The organism is Streptomyces pinistramenti (assembly GCF_020564935.1).
Classification (GTDB): domain Bacteria; phylum Actinomycetota; class Actinomycetes; order Streptomycetales; family Streptomycetaceae; genus Streptomyces; species Streptomyces pinistramenti.
Genome location: NZ_JAJCXB010000015.1, coordinates 120,798 through 137,807, shown reverse-complemented (window position 1 = coordinate 137,807; position 17,010 = coordinate 120,798). Strand labels below are relative to the sequence as shown.

14 protein-coding genes are annotated in these 17,010 nt (G+C 71.4%); 3 read left to right on the top strand and 11 right to left on the bottom strand.

Translation table 11 applies throughout. The features are described from left to right. Nucleotides 1–34: 34 nt before the first annotated feature. Nucleotides 35–1,120, bottom strand: coding sequence for a branched-chain amino acid aminotransferase (locus LIU39_RS13680; protein ID WP_227046955.1), 1,086 nt, complete (start codon nucleotides 1,118–1,120; stop codon nucleotides 35–37). Nucleotides 1,121–1,474: 354 nt separating this feature from the next. After that, nucleotides 1,475–2,527, bottom strand: a complete 1,053-nt coding sequence (locus tag LIU39_RS13675) for a 3-isopropylmalate dehydrogenase (RefSeq protein ID WP_227046953.1) — start codon at nucleotides 2,525–2,527, stop codon at nucleotides 1,475–1,477. 128 nt (nucleotides 2,528–2,655) lie between these two features. On the opposite strand from LIU39_RS13675, the gene LIU39_RS13670 reads away from it, so the two are divergent. After that, nucleotides 2,656–4,251: a fibronectin type III domain-containing protein gene (locus LIU39_RS13670; RefSeq protein ID WP_227046952.1), complete on the top strand. Its 1,596-nt coding sequence runs from the start codon at nucleotides 2,656–2,658 to the stop codon at nucleotides 4,249–4,251. Between the two features lie 10 nt (nucleotides 4,252–4,261). On the opposite strand, the gene LIU39_RS13665 is transcribed toward LIU39_RS13670, so the two are convergent. The 4 genes from LIU39_RS13665 to LIU39_RS34910 form a co-directional block, all read right to left on the bottom strand. Next, complete coding sequence (locus tag LIU39_RS13665; protein WP_227046951.1) at nucleotides 4,262–5,302, bottom strand: NAD(P)-dependent alcohol dehydrogenase; 1,041 nt, start codon at nucleotides 5,300–5,302, stop codon at nucleotides 4,262–4,264. Nucleotides 5,303–5,349: 47 nt separating this feature from the next. Beyond that, nucleotides 5,350–6,141 carry an SDR family NAD(P)-dependent oxidoreductase gene (locus LIU39_RS13660; RefSeq protein WP_227046950.1) on the bottom strand — a complete coding sequence of 264 codons (792 nt, stop codon included), beginning with the start codon at nucleotides 6,139–6,141 and terminating at the stop codon, nucleotides 5,350–5,352. 6 nt (nucleotides 6,142–6,147) lie between these two features. Further along, complete coding sequence (locus tag LIU39_RS13655; protein WP_227046948.1) at nucleotides 6,148–6,840, bottom strand: TetR family transcriptional regulator; 693 nt, start codon at nucleotides 6,838–6,840, stop codon at nucleotides 6,148–6,150. Nucleotides 6,841–7,008: 168 nt separating this feature from the next. Then, nucleotides 7,009–7,140, bottom strand: a complete 132-nt coding sequence (locus LIU39_RS34910) for a hypothetical protein (protein WP_264482721.1) — start codon at nucleotides 7,138–7,140, stop codon at nucleotides 7,009–7,011. Between the two features lie 329 nt (nucleotides 7,141–7,469). On the opposite strand from LIU39_RS34910, the gene LIU39_RS13650 reads away from it, so the two are divergent. Further along, on the top strand, nucleotides 7,470–8,099 hold the full coding sequence (locus LIU39_RS13650; protein WP_227046947.1) for a Uma2 family endonuclease: 630 nt from the start codon (nucleotides 7,470–7,472) through the stop codon (nucleotides 8,097–8,099). 144 nt (nucleotides 8,100–8,243) lie between these two features. Here LIU39_RS13650 and pruA read toward each other — a convergent pair whose 3' ends face one another. Together pruA and LIU39_RS13640 are read right to left on the bottom strand one after the other, a co-directional pair. After that, on the bottom strand, nucleotides 8,244–9,875 hold the full coding sequence (gene pruA, locus LIU39_RS13645; protein WP_227046946.1) for an L-glutamate gamma-semialdehyde dehydrogenase: 1,632 nt from the start codon (nucleotides 9,873–9,875) through the stop codon (nucleotides 8,244–8,246). 140 nt (nucleotides 9,876–10,015) lie between these two features. Beyond that, a complete protein-coding gene (locus tag LIU39_RS13640; RefSeq protein WP_227046945.1) occupies nucleotides 10,016–10,942 on the bottom strand; it encodes a proline dehydrogenase family protein in 927 nt (308 codons plus the stop codon). A 254-nt stretch (nucleotides 10,943–11,196) separates the two neighbouring features. Between LIU39_RS13640 and LIU39_RS13635 the strand changes: the two genes are divergently transcribed. Beyond that, nucleotides 11,197–12,531 carry a PucR family transcriptional regulator gene (locus tag LIU39_RS13635; RefSeq protein ID WP_227046944.1) on the top strand — a complete coding sequence of 445 codons (1,335 nt, stop codon included), beginning with the start codon at nucleotides 11,197–11,199 and terminating at the stop codon, nucleotides 12,529–12,531. 242 nt (nucleotides 12,532–12,773) lie between these two features. Here LIU39_RS13635 and LIU39_RS13630 read toward each other — a convergent pair whose 3' ends face one another. The 3 genes from LIU39_RS13630 to ilvC all read right to left on the bottom strand — a co-directional run bounded on the left by LIU39_RS13630 (nucleotide 12,774) and on the right by ilvC (nucleotide 17,007). Then, nucleotides 12,774–13,802 (bottom strand): PRC and DUF2382 domain-containing protein, encoded by a 1,029-nt coding sequence (locus tag LIU39_RS13630; RefSeq protein ID WP_227046943.1) that lies wholly within the window; start codon nucleotides 13,800–13,802, stop codon nucleotides 12,774–12,776. A gap of 332 nt (nucleotides 13,803–14,134) precedes the next feature. Then, entirely contained in the window at nucleotides 14,135–15,727 is a 1,593-nt protein-coding gene (serA, locus tag LIU39_RS13625; RefSeq protein WP_227046941.1) for a phosphoglycerate dehydrogenase, read from the bottom strand. A 281-nt stretch (nucleotides 15,728–16,008) separates the two neighbouring features. Beyond that, nucleotides 16,009–17,007, bottom strand: a complete 999-nt coding sequence (gene ilvC / locus LIU39_RS13620; RefSeq protein WP_227046940.1) for a ketol-acid reductoisomerase — start codon at nucleotides 17,005–17,007, stop codon at nucleotides 16,009–16,011. Nucleotides 17,008–17,010: the final 3 nt, after the last annotated feature.

The following is a 17,010-nucleotide window of genomic DNA, read 5'->3' as shown; positions in this document are numbered from 1 at the left end:
GGTGGCGGCCCCGCCCCGTACGGCAGGTCCTGGCTCAGCCGAGGGGGTGCATCCAGCCGTGCGGGTCGGCTGCGGCACCGGTCTGGATGTCCAGCAGGGCCCTGCGGAGCTTCATGGTGACCTCGCCGGGCTCGCCGTCGGCGACGTCCCAGGAGGCGCGGGCGGACTTCACCGAGCCGACCGGGGTGATGACGGCGGCGGTGCCGCAGGCGAACACCTCGGTCAGCGAGCCGTCGGCGGCGGCCGCCTTCCAGTCGTCGACCGAGATCCGGCCCTCGGCGACCTCGTAGCCCAGGTCGGCGGCGATGGTCAGCAGCGAGGCGCGGGTGATGCCGGGCAGCAGCGAACCGGTCAGCTCCGGGGTGACGATGCGGTTCCCGTACACGAAGTACAGGTTCATCCCGCCCATCTCCTCGATCCAGCGGCGCTCGATCGCGTCCAGCCAGACCACCTGGTCGCAGCCCTGCTCGGCGGCCTGCGCCTGGGCGACCAGGGACGCGGCGTAGTTGCCGCCGGTCTTGGCGGCGCCGGTGCCGCCGGGGACGGCGCGGACGTACTCCTCGGAAAGCCACACCGAGACGGGCTTGACGCCGCCGGAGAAGTACGCGCCGGCCGGCGAGGCGATGACGAGGAAGAGGTATTCGTTGGCCGGCTTGACGCCCAGACCCACCTCGGTGGCGATCATGAAGGGCCGCAGGTAGAGCGACTCCTCGCCGCTGGCCGGCACCCACGCCTTGTCCTGGGTGACCAGCGCGTCGCAGGCCGTGATGAAGGTGTCGACGGGCAGCTCGGGCATACCGAGGCGGCGCGCGGAGTCCTGGAAACGCCGGGCGTTGGCGTCCGGCCGGAAGGTGGCGACGGATCCGTCGGGCTGGCGGTACGCCTTGAGGCCCTCGAAGATCGTCTGCGCGTAGTGCAGGGTCATGTTCGCCGGGTCGAGGGAGAGCGGCGCGTACGGCACCAGCTGGGCGTCGTGCCAGCCGCGGCCCTCCGTCCACTTGATCGTCACCATGTGATCGGTGAAGTGCCGGCCGAACCCGGGGGCCTTCAGGATCTGTTCCCGCTCGGTGTCGGACAGCGGGTTCGCGGAGGGCTTGAGCTCGATCGTGGGCGTCGTCATGAATGCATGTCCTTCACTGCGTGTTCCGATACCGCGGGTCGCCGGCCCAGCCCTCCGGAAGGGGGCTGAGGGGCCCGAGGGGTGCCCCGGAGTTGCGGCACCGGTGCGGTTGATACGCCGCGCGCGTGCGGGAGCCGGGACCGCCCCGCGTCACCGGGACATCCAGGGTTCTCCGTGGGCGGCGGCCCACGTCCGATTATCGCTCGCGGGTGTCCGCGGACGGAATCGTGCGTGCGGTCCGGTTTCGATGGTCCCACCGAAACCGGCGCGGGCACGTGTGTACCCCAACACACGTAGCGCCGGGCCTCGGCGGCCCGGCGCTGTGTGTGCTGCTGATCAGGTACGGCGCGGGGGTCAGCCCGCTACGCGTGCGGCGAGCGCGTCGCCGATCTCGTCGGTGCTGCGCGCGTCCCCGTCCCTGGCCTCCAGGTCGGCGGCGACGGCCTCCTCGATGCGGGCGGCCTGCTCCGCGAAGCCGAGGTGGCGCAGCAGCAGCGAGACGGAGAGGACCGTCGCCGTCGGGTCGGCCTTGCCGGTGCCCGCGATGTCCGGGGCGGAGCCGTGCACCGGCTCGAACATCGAGGGGAACTCGCCGGTCGGGTTGATGTTCCCGGAGGCGGCGAGGCCGATGCCACCGGTGACGGCCGCGGCGAGGTCGGTGAGGATGTCGCCGAAGAGGTTGTCGGTGACGATGACGTCGAACCGCTCGGGCTGCGTGACGAAGAAGATCGTCGCGGCGTCGACGTGCAGGTAGTCGGTGGTGACCTCGGGGTACTCCTGGCCGACCTTGTCGAAGATGTTCTTCCACATGTGCCCTGCGTAGACCAGGACGTTGTTCTTGTGGACCAGCGTCAGCTTCTTGCGGGGGCGGGAGTTGGCCCGCTCGTACGCGTCCCGCACCACCCGCTCCACGCCGTAGGCGGTGTTGAGGCTGACCTCGGTGGCGACCTCGGCCGGGGTGCCGGTGCGCAGGCTGCCGCCGTTGCCGGTGTAGGGGCCTTCGGTGCCCTCGCGGACGACGACGAAGTCGATGGCGCCCCTCTGCTCGTCGCTGACGGCCAGCGGCGTCGCGGTGTTGGGGAAGAGCTTCGACGGGCGCAGGTTCACGAAGTGGTCGAAGGCGAAGCGGAGTTTGAGCAGCAGTCCGCGCTCCAGCACACCGGAGGGTACGGACGGGTCGCCGATCGCGCCGAGGAGGATCGCGTCGTGCTGCTTGAGCGCGTCCAGTTCCTCGTCCGGGAGGGTGTCGCCGGTCGCGTGCCATCGCTTGGCGCCAAGGTCGTACTCCTTGGTTTCCAGCTTGACGTCCTGCGGGAGGACCGCGGTCAGGACCTTGAGGCCCTGAGCCACGACTTCCTGGCCGATACCGTCACCGGGGATCACTGCGAGGCGAATGCTGCGAGACATGCCTGGACCCTACTCCCCGTCCCATCCGTTGACACGTGGTGTCCGCCATACGGACACGTGGGAATCCGGTCAGCCGCCGTTCACCCCGAGGACCCGCTCCGGACGGCCGGCGCTGGGAGATTTTCGGCATGACTGGAGACCACCGGGCAGCCCCCCTGCCCTCGCACACCCCCCGCGTCGGCATACCGGAGCAGCTCGCGGCCCGGATGAGCATGCCGGAACAGCACGCCTACCTCCGCACCAAGCTCACCCGCCGCGGGCTGCTGCGCAGTTCGGCGGCGACCGCGGGGGTCGTCGCCGGTTCCGGGCTGCTGGCCGGATCCGCCCAGGCCGCACCCTCCCCCACCCTGCTGACCTCGCACGCCGCGAACCACGTCGACGGTTCCCTGGTCGCGCCGTTCGGCCGGCACCTGGCGTTCGGTGCCGACCCCACGACGCAGATGCGGGTGGGCTGGCAGGTGCCGCTCGCGGTCCGCCGCCCGTACCTGCGGGTCGGCCTCAAGCCGTGGGACCTGGGGCGCAAGATCCAGGCCGAGGTGCGCGACCTGCACACCCCGTCGCTGTCGTCGAAGCTGCCCGCCGTCGAGCAGCACTACCTGCACGCGGCACTCGACGGCCTGCGCCCGGGGACGACGTACTACTACGGCGTCGGCCACGACGGCTTCGACCCGGCCGACCCGCGGCACTTCTCCACCGTCGGCACCTTCCGCACCGCTCCGGCCCGCGCCGAGACGTTCGTCTTCACCGCCTTCGGCGACCAGGGCGTCAGCTACCACGCACTCGCCAACGACCAGTTGATCCTGGGCCAGAACCCGGCGTTCCACCTGCACGCGGGCGACATCTGCTACGCCGACCCGGACGGCCAGGGCTCCGAGCACGACACCTACGACGCGCGGGTGTGGGACCAGTTCCTGGCGCAGACCGAGTCGGTCGCCAAGTCCGTGCCGTGGATGGTGACGACCGGCAACCACGACATGGAAGCCTGGTACTCCCCCAACGGCTACGGCGGCCAGAACGCCCGCTGGACGCTGCCGGGCAACGGCCCGGATGCCCACCACGCGCCCGGCGTCTACTCGTTCACCTACGGCAACACCGCGGTCGTCGCGCTGGACGCCAACGACGTCTCGTACGAGATCCCCGCCAACCAGGGCTACACCGGCGGCAAGCAGACCCGCTGGCTCGACCGCAGGCTCGGCGAGCTGCGGGCCTCCCGTCACATCGACTTCATCGTGGTCTTCTTCCACCACTGCGCGTTCTCCACCACCAACTCGCACGCGTCGGACGGCGGGGTGCGCGACGCCTGGCTGCCGCTCTTCGAGAAGCACCAGGTGGACCTCGTCGTCAACGGCCACAACCACGTCTACGAGCGGACCGACGCCGTCAAGGGCGGCCGGGTGTCCAAGAAGGTGCCGGTCGGCGAGCGGGTCGACGCCACCCGGGACGGCATCGTCTACGTCACCGCGGGCGGCGCGGGCCGGGCGCTCTACGACTTCCCGGTACCCGACAGCTACGAGGGCCACGTGAAGGACCTCGAATCGGTGGACACCTACCACTGGACGAAGGACCGGGCGAAGGCCAAGGACACCGTGGAGTGGTCGCGGGTGCGCTACACCGGCTTCTCCTTCATCGCCGTCGAGGTCTCACCGGGCCACCGCCCGAAGATGAAGGTCACCGCGCTCGCTGAAACGGGCGAGCGCATCGACCACTTCGAGGTGACCCGGTAGCCCGCGGCCGTCAGCCCTGGGGCAGGATCACGGCCCGGCCGTTGATCTTCCCCGCGTGCAGCCGCTCGTAGGCCAGCGGCGCCTCGTCGATGCCGTAGGTCTCGACGTGCACATCGAGCGCACCGGCCCGCGCCAGGGCCAGCACCTCGCCCAGCTCGGCGCGGCTGCCCCAGTACGGCGAGCAGACCGCTACCTCGTGCGCCAGGGCGCCGAAGCCCACCGGCAGGGCGCCGCCGCCGAGCCCGACGAGGGTCACGTCCGCCTCGGCGGCTGCCATCGCCCCGGCGGCGGCGACCGTCGGCGGGGCGCCCACGAAGTCCAGGACCAGCTGCGCGCCGAGGTCGCCGGTCAGCCCGCGGACCGCGGCCGCCGCGCCCGCGTCGGAGAGCACCGCGTCGTGCGCGCCGACCTCGCGGGCCAGCGCCAGCTTCTCCTCGGTGACGTCCAGCGCAATCACGCGGGCCGCGGTCATGGCGCGCAGCAGCTGGATCGCGACGTGGCCCAGGCCGCCGGTGCCGATGACGACGGCCGTGGCGCCGGGCACCAGCTTGGGCAGCGAGCGCTTGATGGCGTGATACGGCGTCAGGCCGGCGTCGGTCAGCGGCACCGCGGCCACCGGGTCGAGCCCGCCGAGCGGCACCAGGTGCCGCGGATCGTCGACGACCATGTACTCGGCCATCGCGCCCGGCGCGCCCAGTCCCGGCGGGAAGATGCCGAGACCGGCGGCGCGCCGGCAGTAGTTCTCCTTGCCCTCGGCGCAGGCCGGGCAGGTCCCGCAGCCCCACGGCCCGTAGACCGCGACCGCGTCGCCGACGGCAAGTCCCGTGACACCCGCGCCGAGCGCCGCGACCGTGCCGACGCCTTCGTGGCCGAGGGTGAGCGGCAGCGGAAAGCGCAGCGCGTCGGCCGGCATGCTCATCACGGCGATGTCGGAGTGGCACACCCCGGCCGCCGTCATCCTGAGCAGCACCTGTCCAGGGCCGGCTTCGGGCTCGGGGACGGTGACGACCTGCGGGGCGGCGCCGATCTCGCGGTACTGGACTGCCTTCATGGGCGATGCTCTTCTCTCGATGCCCCGAGTGGTGGTGTGGTGACGGGTCAGCGTGCGGCGTAGCCGCCGTCGACGAGGTGGTAGCTGCCGTTGATGAACGACGCCCGGTCGGACAGCAGGAACGCGGTCAGCTCGGCGACCTCGTCGGCGGTGCCGAGCCGGCCCGCCGGGTGCAGCGCGACGAGCTGCGCGCGGTGCTCCGGGTCGGCGTCGCGCAGCAGCGGCGTGTCGATGAAGCCGGGCCCGGCCGCGTTGATCCGCACGCCCTGGCCGGCGTATTCGAGTGCGGCCGTCTTCGTCAGGCCGACCACGCCGTGCTTCGCGGCGACGTAGGCGGGCGATCCGGCGAAGCCGTTGGTACCCAGGATCGACGCCATGTTGACGATGGCGCCGCGGCCCGCGGCCGCCATCACCGGCAGTTCGTGGCGCAGCGAGTGGAAGACGCCGGTGAGGTTGGTGTCGATGACGCGGCGGAAGGCGTCCGGGTCGTACGCGCCGGTGGGTGCCACCGGGCCGCTGATCCCGGCGTTGTTGACGGCCAGGTCGAGGCGGCCGTAGGTGTCGGTGGTGAAGCGGACGGCGCGGGCGACGGAGTCCGCGTCGGTGACGTCCACCGCGACGGCCTCGGCACGGGCGCCGGCGGCGGCCAGTTCACCGGCCGCGACGCGGGCGCCCGCTTCGTTGAAGTCCGCCAGGACGACGGCGGCACCGCCGCGTACCAGCCGGCGGGCGACGGCCAGGCCGATGCCGGAGGCGCCGCCGGTGATCAGTGCGACCCGTCCGGCGAACTCGTCCGCGACGACGGCGGGGGCGGGGGTGGAGCTGTGGTCGTGCGACATACGTACTCAGATCCCTTGAGGCGATACGGGAGCCTGATCGGGCGGCTCCCCGGGGTGCGCCGCGGGTGCGGCGGACGGTGCCGCGTCGGTCAGCGCGGCGAAGGCGCGCTCGACGAGGCCGGGCAGGGCGGCGAGTTCGCCGCCCCTGACCCAGGCGTGCTGCGCGGCGACGAGGGCACCGGCACCGGCTCCGACGAGCACGGCCGGGCGCAGGTCCACCTCGGGATCCGCGCCCAGCCGGCCGGCCAGGATGCGGACCGAGTCCTCCTGCGCGGCGACGCGGGTGTGCTGGAGCGCGGCGTACAGCATCGACTCGCGCTCGGCGAGCGTCAGCAGGTCGAAGACGTGCGGCCGGCGGTGCCAGGCGGGCTCGTCCTCATCGGTGAGCCAGTCCAGTACGGCGGCGCGGTAGGCGACCAGCGGCGGCTCGGCCGCCGGGCGGGCGCGCAGCGCGTCGTTGATCCGGTCGGCGTCGGCACGGATGCAGTCGGCGACGGCCTCTTCCTTGCCGGTGAAGTACCGGCTGAAGGTGCGCCGCGCGACATCGGCGCGCTCGGCGATGTCCTCGACGCTCACCTCACGCAGGCCGCGGTCGAGCACCAGCTCCAGGGCGGCCCGTGCGAGGGCTTCGCGGGTACGGCGTGACCTGCGGGCCCGACGGTCGGGCCGTGCTTCGGTTCCGGTGCGTTCCGCGCTCATACCTGCACCGTACACCCACCATGTCCCAATGAGACACATGTCCCGACGGGACATCCCTCACACCAGAGGACCGACACCGGCACCCACCGGCCCCACGGACTCCGCCGCCGCTGCACACGCACGGCAGCGGCGGCGGGACGGGCGGCAACGGTCCGTTCGGATCAGGGATCAGTGCCCGGTGGACCCGCCGTTGTCCCGGCGGTCGAGGGCGCGCTGGAGCGCGGCCGCGGCGTTCTTGCGGTCGGCTTCATTGATCCTGCGGGCGGAGTGACGGGTCCTGCGGACGGCAGTCTCGGCCATGATTCACGTCTCCAATGCCAAAGCCCCGAGAAGAAGGATTGCGTCGATCCAGGAACGGCCGGAAGGGGCGGGGGCCTTGTGCAGCAGGGGTCACCTGCACTCGCGCACGGGCCGCGTCCGCCGTCGCCCGATGGGGCGATACGTTCGGCTCCTACAACGCTAGGACAGCGCAGCCGTGATGTCTGCACAATTACTTGGGCTTCCTACTATCTGAGACGGGTGAACTCTCCACGGCTGCGCGATAGGCGGAGACCAAGCCTCCTAGCCTGGCGGCGTCGCTTGTGCCACCGGGCCGAGCCCGCACACACTTGAGGAGGAGGTGCTGCACCATGACCGCTCTCGCACACGAGGCGCCCGAGAACACGACGCCAGGCCCCGATCTGGACGACGTCCTGTGGCAGGCATGGAAAGCCATGGAACTCCCCGAGGGCTTCCACGCCGAGATCATCGAGGGGTTCATCGAGGTGTCACCCACCGGTCGCTACACACACGGTCAGATCGCCAACCGGCTGCGGGACAAGCTGGTGCTGTTCCTCGCGGACTCTCCGTACGCCGCCTACCAGGACGTCAACATCGTCCACGGCCGCAAGGTCTGGATCCCCGACGTGTTCATCGCGCCGGTGGATCCCGACGAGCACGTCACCGACGACGGCATCGGCCTCAAGGCGTCGGCCGTCCAGCTGATCGTCGAGGTGGTCTCCCCCGGGCACGACGGCATCACGCGGGACCGGGTGCGCAAGCGCAGCGCGTACGCGCGTGCCGGCATCCCCGTGTACGTCATCATCGACGACTTCGACGAGCAGGGCACCGTCAGCGTGCTCACCTCCCCCTGCCAGGAGAAGGGCACCTACGCCGACTCGGTCCGCAGGCCGTACGGCACCGAGGTCGCCCTCCCCGAAGGTCCCGCCAAGGGCTTCACCCTCTCCGAGGTGATCACCGGACCGCTGCGCGCCGGTTGAGCACCCACCACGCCCGACCGCCCCCGGCCGGTCGGGCCAGGGGCGGTCGGGTGCGGTGGATACCGCGGGCGGCCGGCGCACGGGGGGAGGTCCGGCCGGCGCCCGCCGGGTCGTGCGGGTGGCACGTCCCGGCGTCGGGGGGTGTCAGCCCATGTGCGGGTAGCGGTAGTCCGCCGGGGCGACCATCGTCTCCTTGATGGCGCGCGGGGACATCCAGCGCAGCAGGTTGAACTTCGAACCCGCCTTGTCGTTGGTGCCCGAGGCGCGGCCGCCGCCGAACGGCTGCTGGCCGACGATGGAGCCGGTCGGCCGGTCGTTGATGTAGAAGTTGCCGGCCGCGAAGCGGAGCTTCTCGGAGACCTCGGCGACGACCTGCCGGTCCTTGGCGAGGACGGCACCGGTCAGCGCGTACGCCGACGCGGACTCCATCTGCTCGACGGTCTTGTCGAAGTCGGCGTCCTCGTAGACGTGGACGGCGATGATCGGGCCGAAGTACTCGGTCTTGAAGACCTCGTTCTCCGGGTCCGAGCAAGCGATGACGGTCGGGCGGACGAAGTAGCCCACCGAGTCGTCGTAGCTGCCGCCGGCGACGATCTCGCAGGTCGGGTCGTTCTTGGCGCGGTCGATGGCCGCCTTGTTCTTGGCGAACGAGCGGTCGTCGATGACGGCGCCGATGAAGTTCGACAGGTCGGTGACGTCGCCCATCGTCAGGCCGTCGACCTCGGCGGCCAGCTCTTCCTTGAAGCCGTTCTCCCAGGTGGAGCGGGCGATGTAGGCGCGGGACGCGGCGGAGCACTTCTGGCCCTGGTACTCGAAGGCGCCACGGGTGATGGCGGTCTTCAGGATCGCCGGGTCGGCGGTCGGGTGGGCGACGATGAAGTCCTTGCCGCCGGTCTCGCCGACCAGCCGCGGGTAGGAGCGGTAGTTCGTGATGTTCTCGCCGACGGCCTTCCACAGGTACTGGAAGGTGGCGGTCGAGCCGGTGAAGTGGACGCCGGCCAGCTCCGGGTGCGGCAGCGCGACCTCGGAGACCTCCTTGCCGTCACCGGTGACGAGGTTGATGACGCCCTTGGGCAGGCCCGCCTCCTCCAGCAGCTCCATCAGCAGGATCGCCGAGTGGGTCTGGGTCGGGGAGGGCTTCCAGACGACCACGTTGCCCATGAGAGCCGGGGCGGTCGGCAGGTTGCCGGCGATGGCGGTGAAGTTGAACGGCGTGATCGCGTAGACGAAGCCCTCCAGCGGGCGGTGGTCCAGGCGGTTCCAGACACCGTTCGGCTGCATGGGCGGCTGCTCCTGGAGCAGCTCACGCGCGAAGTGCACGTTGAAGCGCCAGAAGTCCACCAGCTCGCAGGGCGCGTCGATCTCGGCCTGCTGGGCGGTCTTGGACTGGCCGAGCATCGTGGAGGCGGCGATGGTCTCGCGCCAGGGGCCCGACAGCAGGTCCGCGGCCTTCAGCAGGATCGCGGCGCGGTCGTCGAAGGACGTCGCGCGCCAGGCCGGGGCGGCGGCCAGGGCGGCGTCGACGGCCTCCTGGGCGTCGGCCTTGGTGGCGTTGGCGTACGTACCCAGCACGGCCTTGCGGTGGTGCGGCTGCACGACGTCGAAGCGCTCGCCGCCGCCCATCCGCTTGACGCCGTTGATGGTCATCGGCAGCTCGACGGGGTTGCCGGCGAGCTCCTTGAGCTTGGCCTCAAGGCGGGCGCGCTCCGGGGAGCCGGGGGCGTAGCCGTGCACCGGCTCGTTGTACGGGGCGGGGACGTGGGTCACAGCGTCCATAGCGGCCGTGTCTCCTTCGGTTTCGACGTCGGTTTCACAATGTTCCAGCGGCGCGCCGCTGAGGGTGGGCGGCGCGGGCGCTGCTTTCAGGGGGGCTACCCCCGCCTCAAGCATCCACCCGCGCGGATCCGATCGGGCCGTCAGCCCCGGGTGGCGAGCGACCTGAGGAAGAACGCCAGGTTCGCGGGGCGCTCGGCGAGGCGCCGCATGAAGTATCCGTACCAGTCGGTGCCGTACGGGATGTAGACGCGCATGCGGTGGCCCTCGGCGACGAGCCGCTGCTGCTCGGCCTCCCGGATGCCGTAGAGCATCTGGAACTCGAAGTCGCCGGGCTTGCGGCCGTTGCGGCGCGCGAGGTCCTGGCCGATGGCGACCATCCGCGGGTCGTGCGAGCCGATCATGGGGTAACCCTCGCCCGCCATAAGGATCTTCAGGCAGCGCACGTACGCCTTGTCGACCTCGCGCTTGTCCTGGAAGGCGACGGTCGCGGGCTCCTTGTACGCGCCCTTGACCAGCCGCACCCGGGAGCCTTCCCCGGCCAGCGCATGGCAGTCGTCCTCCGTACGGAACAGGTAGGACTGGACGACGGCGCCGGTCTGCGGGAACCGCTCGCGCAGGTCGGCGAGGATCGCGAGGGTGGAGTCGACGGTGGTGTGGTCCTCCATGTCGAGGGTCACGGTCGTACCGGCCGCGGCCGCGGCCTCCACCACGGGCGTGACGTTCTTGAGCGCCAGCTCGTGACCGCCGGACAGCGCCTGCCCGAAGGCGGAGAGCTTGACGGACATCTCGGCGCGCTCGCCGAGCCCCTGCGCACCGAGTGCCTCGGTGAGCTGGAGATAGGCGTCGCGGTTGCGCAGCGCTTCGGCCGGGTCGGTGATGTCCTCGCCGAGGTGGTCGAGGGTGACCTCCATTCCCCGCTCGGCCAGGGACCGTACGACGGCCATCGACTGGTCGAGCCGTTCACCGGCGACGAATCGGTCGACCACCGGGCGGGTGATCGGAGCGGCCGCAACGATGCGGCGGATGCTGTCGCTGCGCGCGGCGGCGAGGAGCACAGGACCCAGCATGGGGCACCTCCACGATTCAGGATGACAAATGCCGGGCGGGCGCCGGTGGGGCGGGCGCAACGGCAAGATGAGCCACCTGAAACTTAAGGATCTCGTCACCTTTCAGCCATCGACAGCTGTCACGCCTTGGTGGCCGGGATCTCAGACACTTGTATGAGAATGAAGAGTGACGACAACACCACTGTGGCCGCGGATGATGGAGTGCCGCCAGAGACAGCGGTGGCGTACACAACAGGAAAGGGGACGACCAACGGATGCGGGGCGACTATCAGCAGCTCGTGGACGAGATCTCAGCGGCGCTCGGGGCGCCTGCGACCTTGGAGGACCGCGACTTCGGGCTGATCGCGTTCGGTGCCCATGAGGGCGACGACGACCTCGTCATGGATCCGGTGCGCACCCGGTCGATCCTCCAGCGCCGCTCGTCGGCCGCGGTAAGAGCCTGGTTCGAAGCGTTCGGGATCGCCCGCGCCAAGAGCGCCCTGCGCATCCCCCCCGACCCGGCGGCGGGTGTATTCAAAGGCCGGATCTGTCTGCCGGTACGCCACCGCGGCATCGTGCACGGCTACGTGTGGCTGCTGGACGACGGCCACCTCACCCACCTCGAACTGGGCGGCCATGACACGCCGCCCGACCCGCGCATCGAGCAGGCCATGGAGACCGCGGCCCGGATCGGCGCCCTGCTCGCCGACGAGGCGCGGGCCGGCTCCGAACTGGGCGATCTGCTGCGCGAGGTGCTGCTCGCCGGGCCCGCGGACCGGCCGGCCGCCGCGGTCCTGCTCCGCGACGCGCTGCGCGACACCCTGCGCTTCAGCACGGGCATGCCGCTGACACTGGTCGCCGTGCTGCCCTGGGACACCCCCGGCACCGACGCGGCGCCGCCGCCGAGCCTGCCGGGCCTGCTGGCGGCCTGCGCGCTCCAGCCCGGCGGGGCGACGGGCGGCGCAGGTGAGGCCGCCACCGTCCCCGCCCAGCCCGGGGCCTCGGGCACCGGTCCGCCACGCGCCGCCCCGCCGGTCCCCGCGCTGGCCGCCCTGGTGCGGCTCCGTTCGCCCGGTGCGCTCGGCCCCGCCCACACCGTGGCCGAACATCTGCTGCGTTCCCCGCGCGCCGGCGCCGCCGCCCCGGCCGCCGCCGGCCGCCGGCCCGTCCGCACCTCCCCGGCCGACGGTTCCCAGCTACGGCCCGGCGCGGCCGGAATCGCCTCCGGCACCCAGGAGTTGACCGGTCTTCCGGCGATCTGGCGGGAGGCCCTGGACGCCGCCCGCGCTGCCCGCGCCGAGCCGCGCTTCGGCCCGGTCGCCGAGTGGACGGCCCTGGGCTCGTACCGGCTGCTGACCACGCTGCCCGCCGGCGCGACCGACGCCGCGGTCCGCCCGCTGCTGGCGCCCGCGCACACCGAACTCGCCCGCACCGTCGAGGCGTTCCTCGACTGCGCGGGCCAGGCGGGCCGCACCGCGCAGGCCCTCGGCATCCACCGCCAGACCCTCTACTACCGCCTGGGCCGGGTGGAGAAACTCACCGGCCTCGACCTCGACGAGGGCGAGGACCGTCTGCTGCTGCACATGTCCCTGAAGGCGGCACGGCTGTGACACCCGGGCACGGGAGACGCTGAACTCCCGTTTCCCCGGGGCCTGTTGACGTACACGGGGGCCTGTTGACGTACACGGCCACGGATGCCCGGCGCCCGGACAGGCAAGGGCCCGGCCTCCGCAGGCGGGCGGGAGGCCGGGCCGGTCGCAGTTCGGGGCGGGTGCCGACAGGGCTGGGGCGGGCGGAGGCCGGAGCGTTCAGGGGCCTCCGCCGCTCCCCCGGGGCCGGCACCCCGCCCGGGTCACCGGCGCCGGTCCGGCCCCGGGCCCTTCCGCTCACCCTTACGGGACGTCCTGCCGTCGTCGAACTCCAGCTGCTCCGTGCGGATCTCGACGTTGACCTCCTTCTGCTCCGTGACCCGCTCGGTCTCCAGCCGCACCCGTTCCACCGGCACGGTCTTCTTGCTGACCACGGCCTGTTCCTCGTGCAGGACGACCTCGACCTCACCGTCACCGATGCGCGGCGCGGTCCGGCCGCTCAGCCGCTCGTCCTCGGTGATCCGCTCGCGGACCATCCGCACCTCTTCGTGGCTGATCGGGATGGTGCGGTGCACGTCCTCGGTGACCACGCGCTTGCGCAGATGCGCACGGCCGCTCTCGTGCTCCTCGGTGCCGATCTGCATCTGCTCCTCGGAGAGCAGGATCTCGGGCACCTGTTCCCTGCCCGCGGTCTCGCCTTCGCCGCGGCCGCGGGACATCGCCATCCCGCCGGCCCCCGCCCCGGCCAGCGGCCGGTCGGTGCGCTCCTTGTGGAGCGTTCCGGCGCCCTCGGCCATCGCCCGGTCGCGGTCGCCGGCCGGCGTACGGGCCCGCCGCGCGTCGCCTCCGGTGCCGGCCGCGGCCATCCCCGCGGCGCCGCCGGCCGCCCTGCCGGTGCCCGTCATCCCGGCGTTTCCGGTGCCTGCCGGGCTGCCGGTGTCGGCGCCCTTCATGGTGCCGGGTGCCGTACCCGGCCGGGTCAGCCCGTAGTGGCGGTACAGCTCTTCCTCCTCGGAGGGATCGAGATGCCCGTCGGCATCGATCCGCGGCGCCTCCTTGATCGTTTCCTTGGTGTGCGGAACGTGCAGCTCGTCGTCCACCCGCCGCGCCCCGGCAAGCGGTACGAAGGTCTCCTTCATCCCGAAGAGGCCGGTCCGCACGGTGATCCACTCGGCAATATTGGTGGCGTCGTCCCGGTAGACCTGCTGGACCGCGCCCACCTTGGCGCCCTCCGCATCGACCACGTTCAGTCCGGTCAGATCCTGAGGGGTGTCACCCAGGGGTGCATTCATGGCGTCTTCTCCTTCCGCCCGCGCCGGCAGGGCACGCGCAGTTCCCATTGCGCGACGCGAACACGCACCCAGCGAGTCGGGAGCGGGGGAAAACACCGGCTCCGACGGGCCCCGGACGGTATTGACGGCGCTCGGCCCCTCCCCACCCACTACGCCATTCGGGTGAATGATGCCGAGGCCCCCCGGTACCGTCCGTCACCCGGCCGGACGCGGCCGTTCGTCGGCCTCTCGCGGCGCCCCGCACCCACGCGGGCCACCCGGACCGCACGGCAACGGGCCCGGCCCCGCCGAGGCGGGGTCCGGGCCCGTATGAGCTGCGGAAATCCGGTGGATCAGTGGGCGAGATTGACCGCGCGCACGGAGGTCGCGCCGATCTCGTCGGAGATCTCGGCGAGCACGCCGGCCGGAATGGTGTCGTCGACGGTCAGCGCAACCAGGGCCTCGCCGCCCACGTCGGCCCGCGAGACCTGCATGCCGCCGATGTTGATGCCCGCCTCGCCCAGGATCCTGCCGACGGTGCCGACGACACCGGGGCGGTCGCTGTAGCGCAGGAACGCCATGTGGTCGGCGAGCGCCAGGTCGATGGAGTGCTCCCCGACCGCGACGACCTTCTGGGCGTTCTTGTGGCCCGAGAGGGTGCCGGAGATCGAGACCTCTTCGCCGTCGGCGAGGGTGCCGCGCACCGTCACGACGTTGCGGTGCTCGGCCGACTCGCTGCTGGTCGTCAGCCGCACCTCGACGCCGCGCTCCTGCGCGAACAGCGGCGCGTTGACGTAGGAGACCGTCTCGTCGACGATGTCCTCGAACACGCCCTTGAGCGCGGAGAGTTCGAGCACCTTCACGTCGTGCTGGGTGATCTCGCCGTACACCTCGACATCGAGGCGCAGCGCGACCTCACCGGCCAGCGCGGTGAAGATCCGGCCCAGACGCTCGGCCAGCGGCAGCCCCGGCTTGACGTCCTCGGCGATCACGCCGCCCTGGACGTTGACCGCGTCCGGCACCAGTTCGCCGGCCAGCGCGAGCCGCACCGACCTGGCGACCGCGATACCGGCCTTCTCCTGCGCCTCGCCCGTCGATGCGCCGAGGTGCGGGGTGGCCACGACCTGGTCGAACTCGAACAGCGGCGAGTCGGTGCACGGCTCGGACGCGTAGACGTCCAGACCTGCGCCGGCCACCCGGCCCTCCTTGAGCGCACTGGCCAGCGCGGCCTCGTCGACGATCCCGCCACGGGCGGCGTTGACGATCCGGACCGACGGCTTCACCTTGCGCAGCGCGTCGTCGCCGATCAGGCCGACCGTCTCGGGGGTCTTGGGCAGGTGCACGGTGATGAAGTCGGAGACCGCGAGCAGCTCGTCGAGGGTGAGGAGCTTGACCCCCATCTGCGCGGCGCGGGCCGGCTGGACGTAGGGGTCGTAGGCGACGACCTTCATGCCGAAGGCCGACATCCGCTGCGCGACCAGGACGCCGATCCGGCCGAGGCCGACCACGCCGAGAGTCTTCTCGCTCAGCTCGACACCGGTGTACTTGCTGCGCTTCCACTCGCCGTTCTTCAGGGCGGTGTTGGCCTGCGGGATGTTGCGGGCCGTGGCGACCAGCAGGCCGCAGGCCAGCTCGGCGGCGGTGACGATGTTGGAGGTCGGGGCGTTGACGACCATCACGCCCGCCTTGGTGGCGGCGGAGACGTCGACGTTGTCCAGACCCACGCCGGCGCGGGCGACGACCTTCAGCTTCTTCGCGGCGGCGATGGCCTCGGCGTCGATCTTCGTCGCGCTGCGCACGAGGACGGCGTCCGCTTCGGCGATGGCGGGGAGCAGGACGGCGCGGTCCGCGCCGTTGCAGTGCCGGATCTCGAAGTCCGGGCCGAGGGCGTCGACGGTGGCGGGCGAGAGTTCTTCGGCGATCAGTACGACAGGTTTCGAGCTCACGTGGTCTTCAGTCCTCACTAGTCCTTCGCGGACGACCGTCCCGACGGCCGAAGGCGGTGAAGGGGGCAGCCGCGTGGAAGACGCACGACGCTGTGAGCCTGACGCGCTTGTGCCTGGCAGTGTAGTGGCGGCCCGGGGCGTACCTGTGCCGAAGCGTAAGGATCACCCGTGCGTGGTTCTACGCGGTGGACAAGGCGGCGCCGCCGTATCGGTGGACGGGGCCGCGGCCGCACGGACGAAGGGGCCGCGGGCAGTGCCGCGACCCCTTCGTCCGACGGGTGTTACGCCTCGTCGTCGACCCAGCTCATCAGCTTGCGCAGCTGCTTGCCCGTGGTCTCCAGGAGGTGGTTCTCGTCGGCCTTCTTGTACTCGTTGTACTTCGGCAGACCGGCGTTGTACTCCGCCATCCAGTTGTTGGCGAAGGTGCCGTCCTGGATCTCGGCGAGCACCTTCTTCATCTCGGCCTTGGTGTTCTCGTTCACGATCCGCGGGCCGGTGATGTAGTCGCCCCACTCGGCGGTCTCGGAGACCGACCAGCGCATCTTCTCCAGGCCGCCCTCGTACATGAGGTCCACGATGAGCTTCAGCTCGTGCAGGCACTCGAAGTACGCGATCTCGGGCTGGTAGCCCGCCTCGACCAGCGTCTCGAAACCGGCCTTGACCAGCGCCGACGCGCCACCGCACAGCACGGCCTGCTCGCCGAACAGGTCGGTCTCGGTCTCCTCGGTGAAGGTCGTCTTGATGACGCCGGCGCGGGTGCCGCCGATGCCCTTGGCGTACGAGAGCGCCAGCGCGAAGGCGTTGCCGGAGGCGTCCTGCTCGACGGCCGCGATGCAGGGCACGCCGCGGCCTTCCTCGTACTGACGGCGCACCAGGTGGCCGGGGCCCTTGGGGGCGACCATGCAGACGTCGACGCCCTCGGGTGCCTTGATGAAGCCGTAACGGATGTTCAGGCCGTGGCCGAAGAACAGCGCGTCGCCGTCCTTGAGGTTGTCCTTGATGGACTCCTCGTAGACCTTCGCCTGGATCGGGTCCGGCACCAGGATCATGACGACGTCGGCCTCGGCCGCCGCCTCGGCGGGTGTGACCACCCGCAGGCCCTGCTCCTCGGCCTTCGCCTTGGACTTGGAGCCCTCGTGCAGGCCGACGCGCACGTCGACACCGGAGTCGCGCAGGGACAGCGCGTGGGCATGGCCCTGGCTTCCGTACCCGATGACCGCGACCTTGCGGTTCTGAATGATGGACAGGTCGGCATCGTCGTCGTAGAACAGCTCGGCCACTTC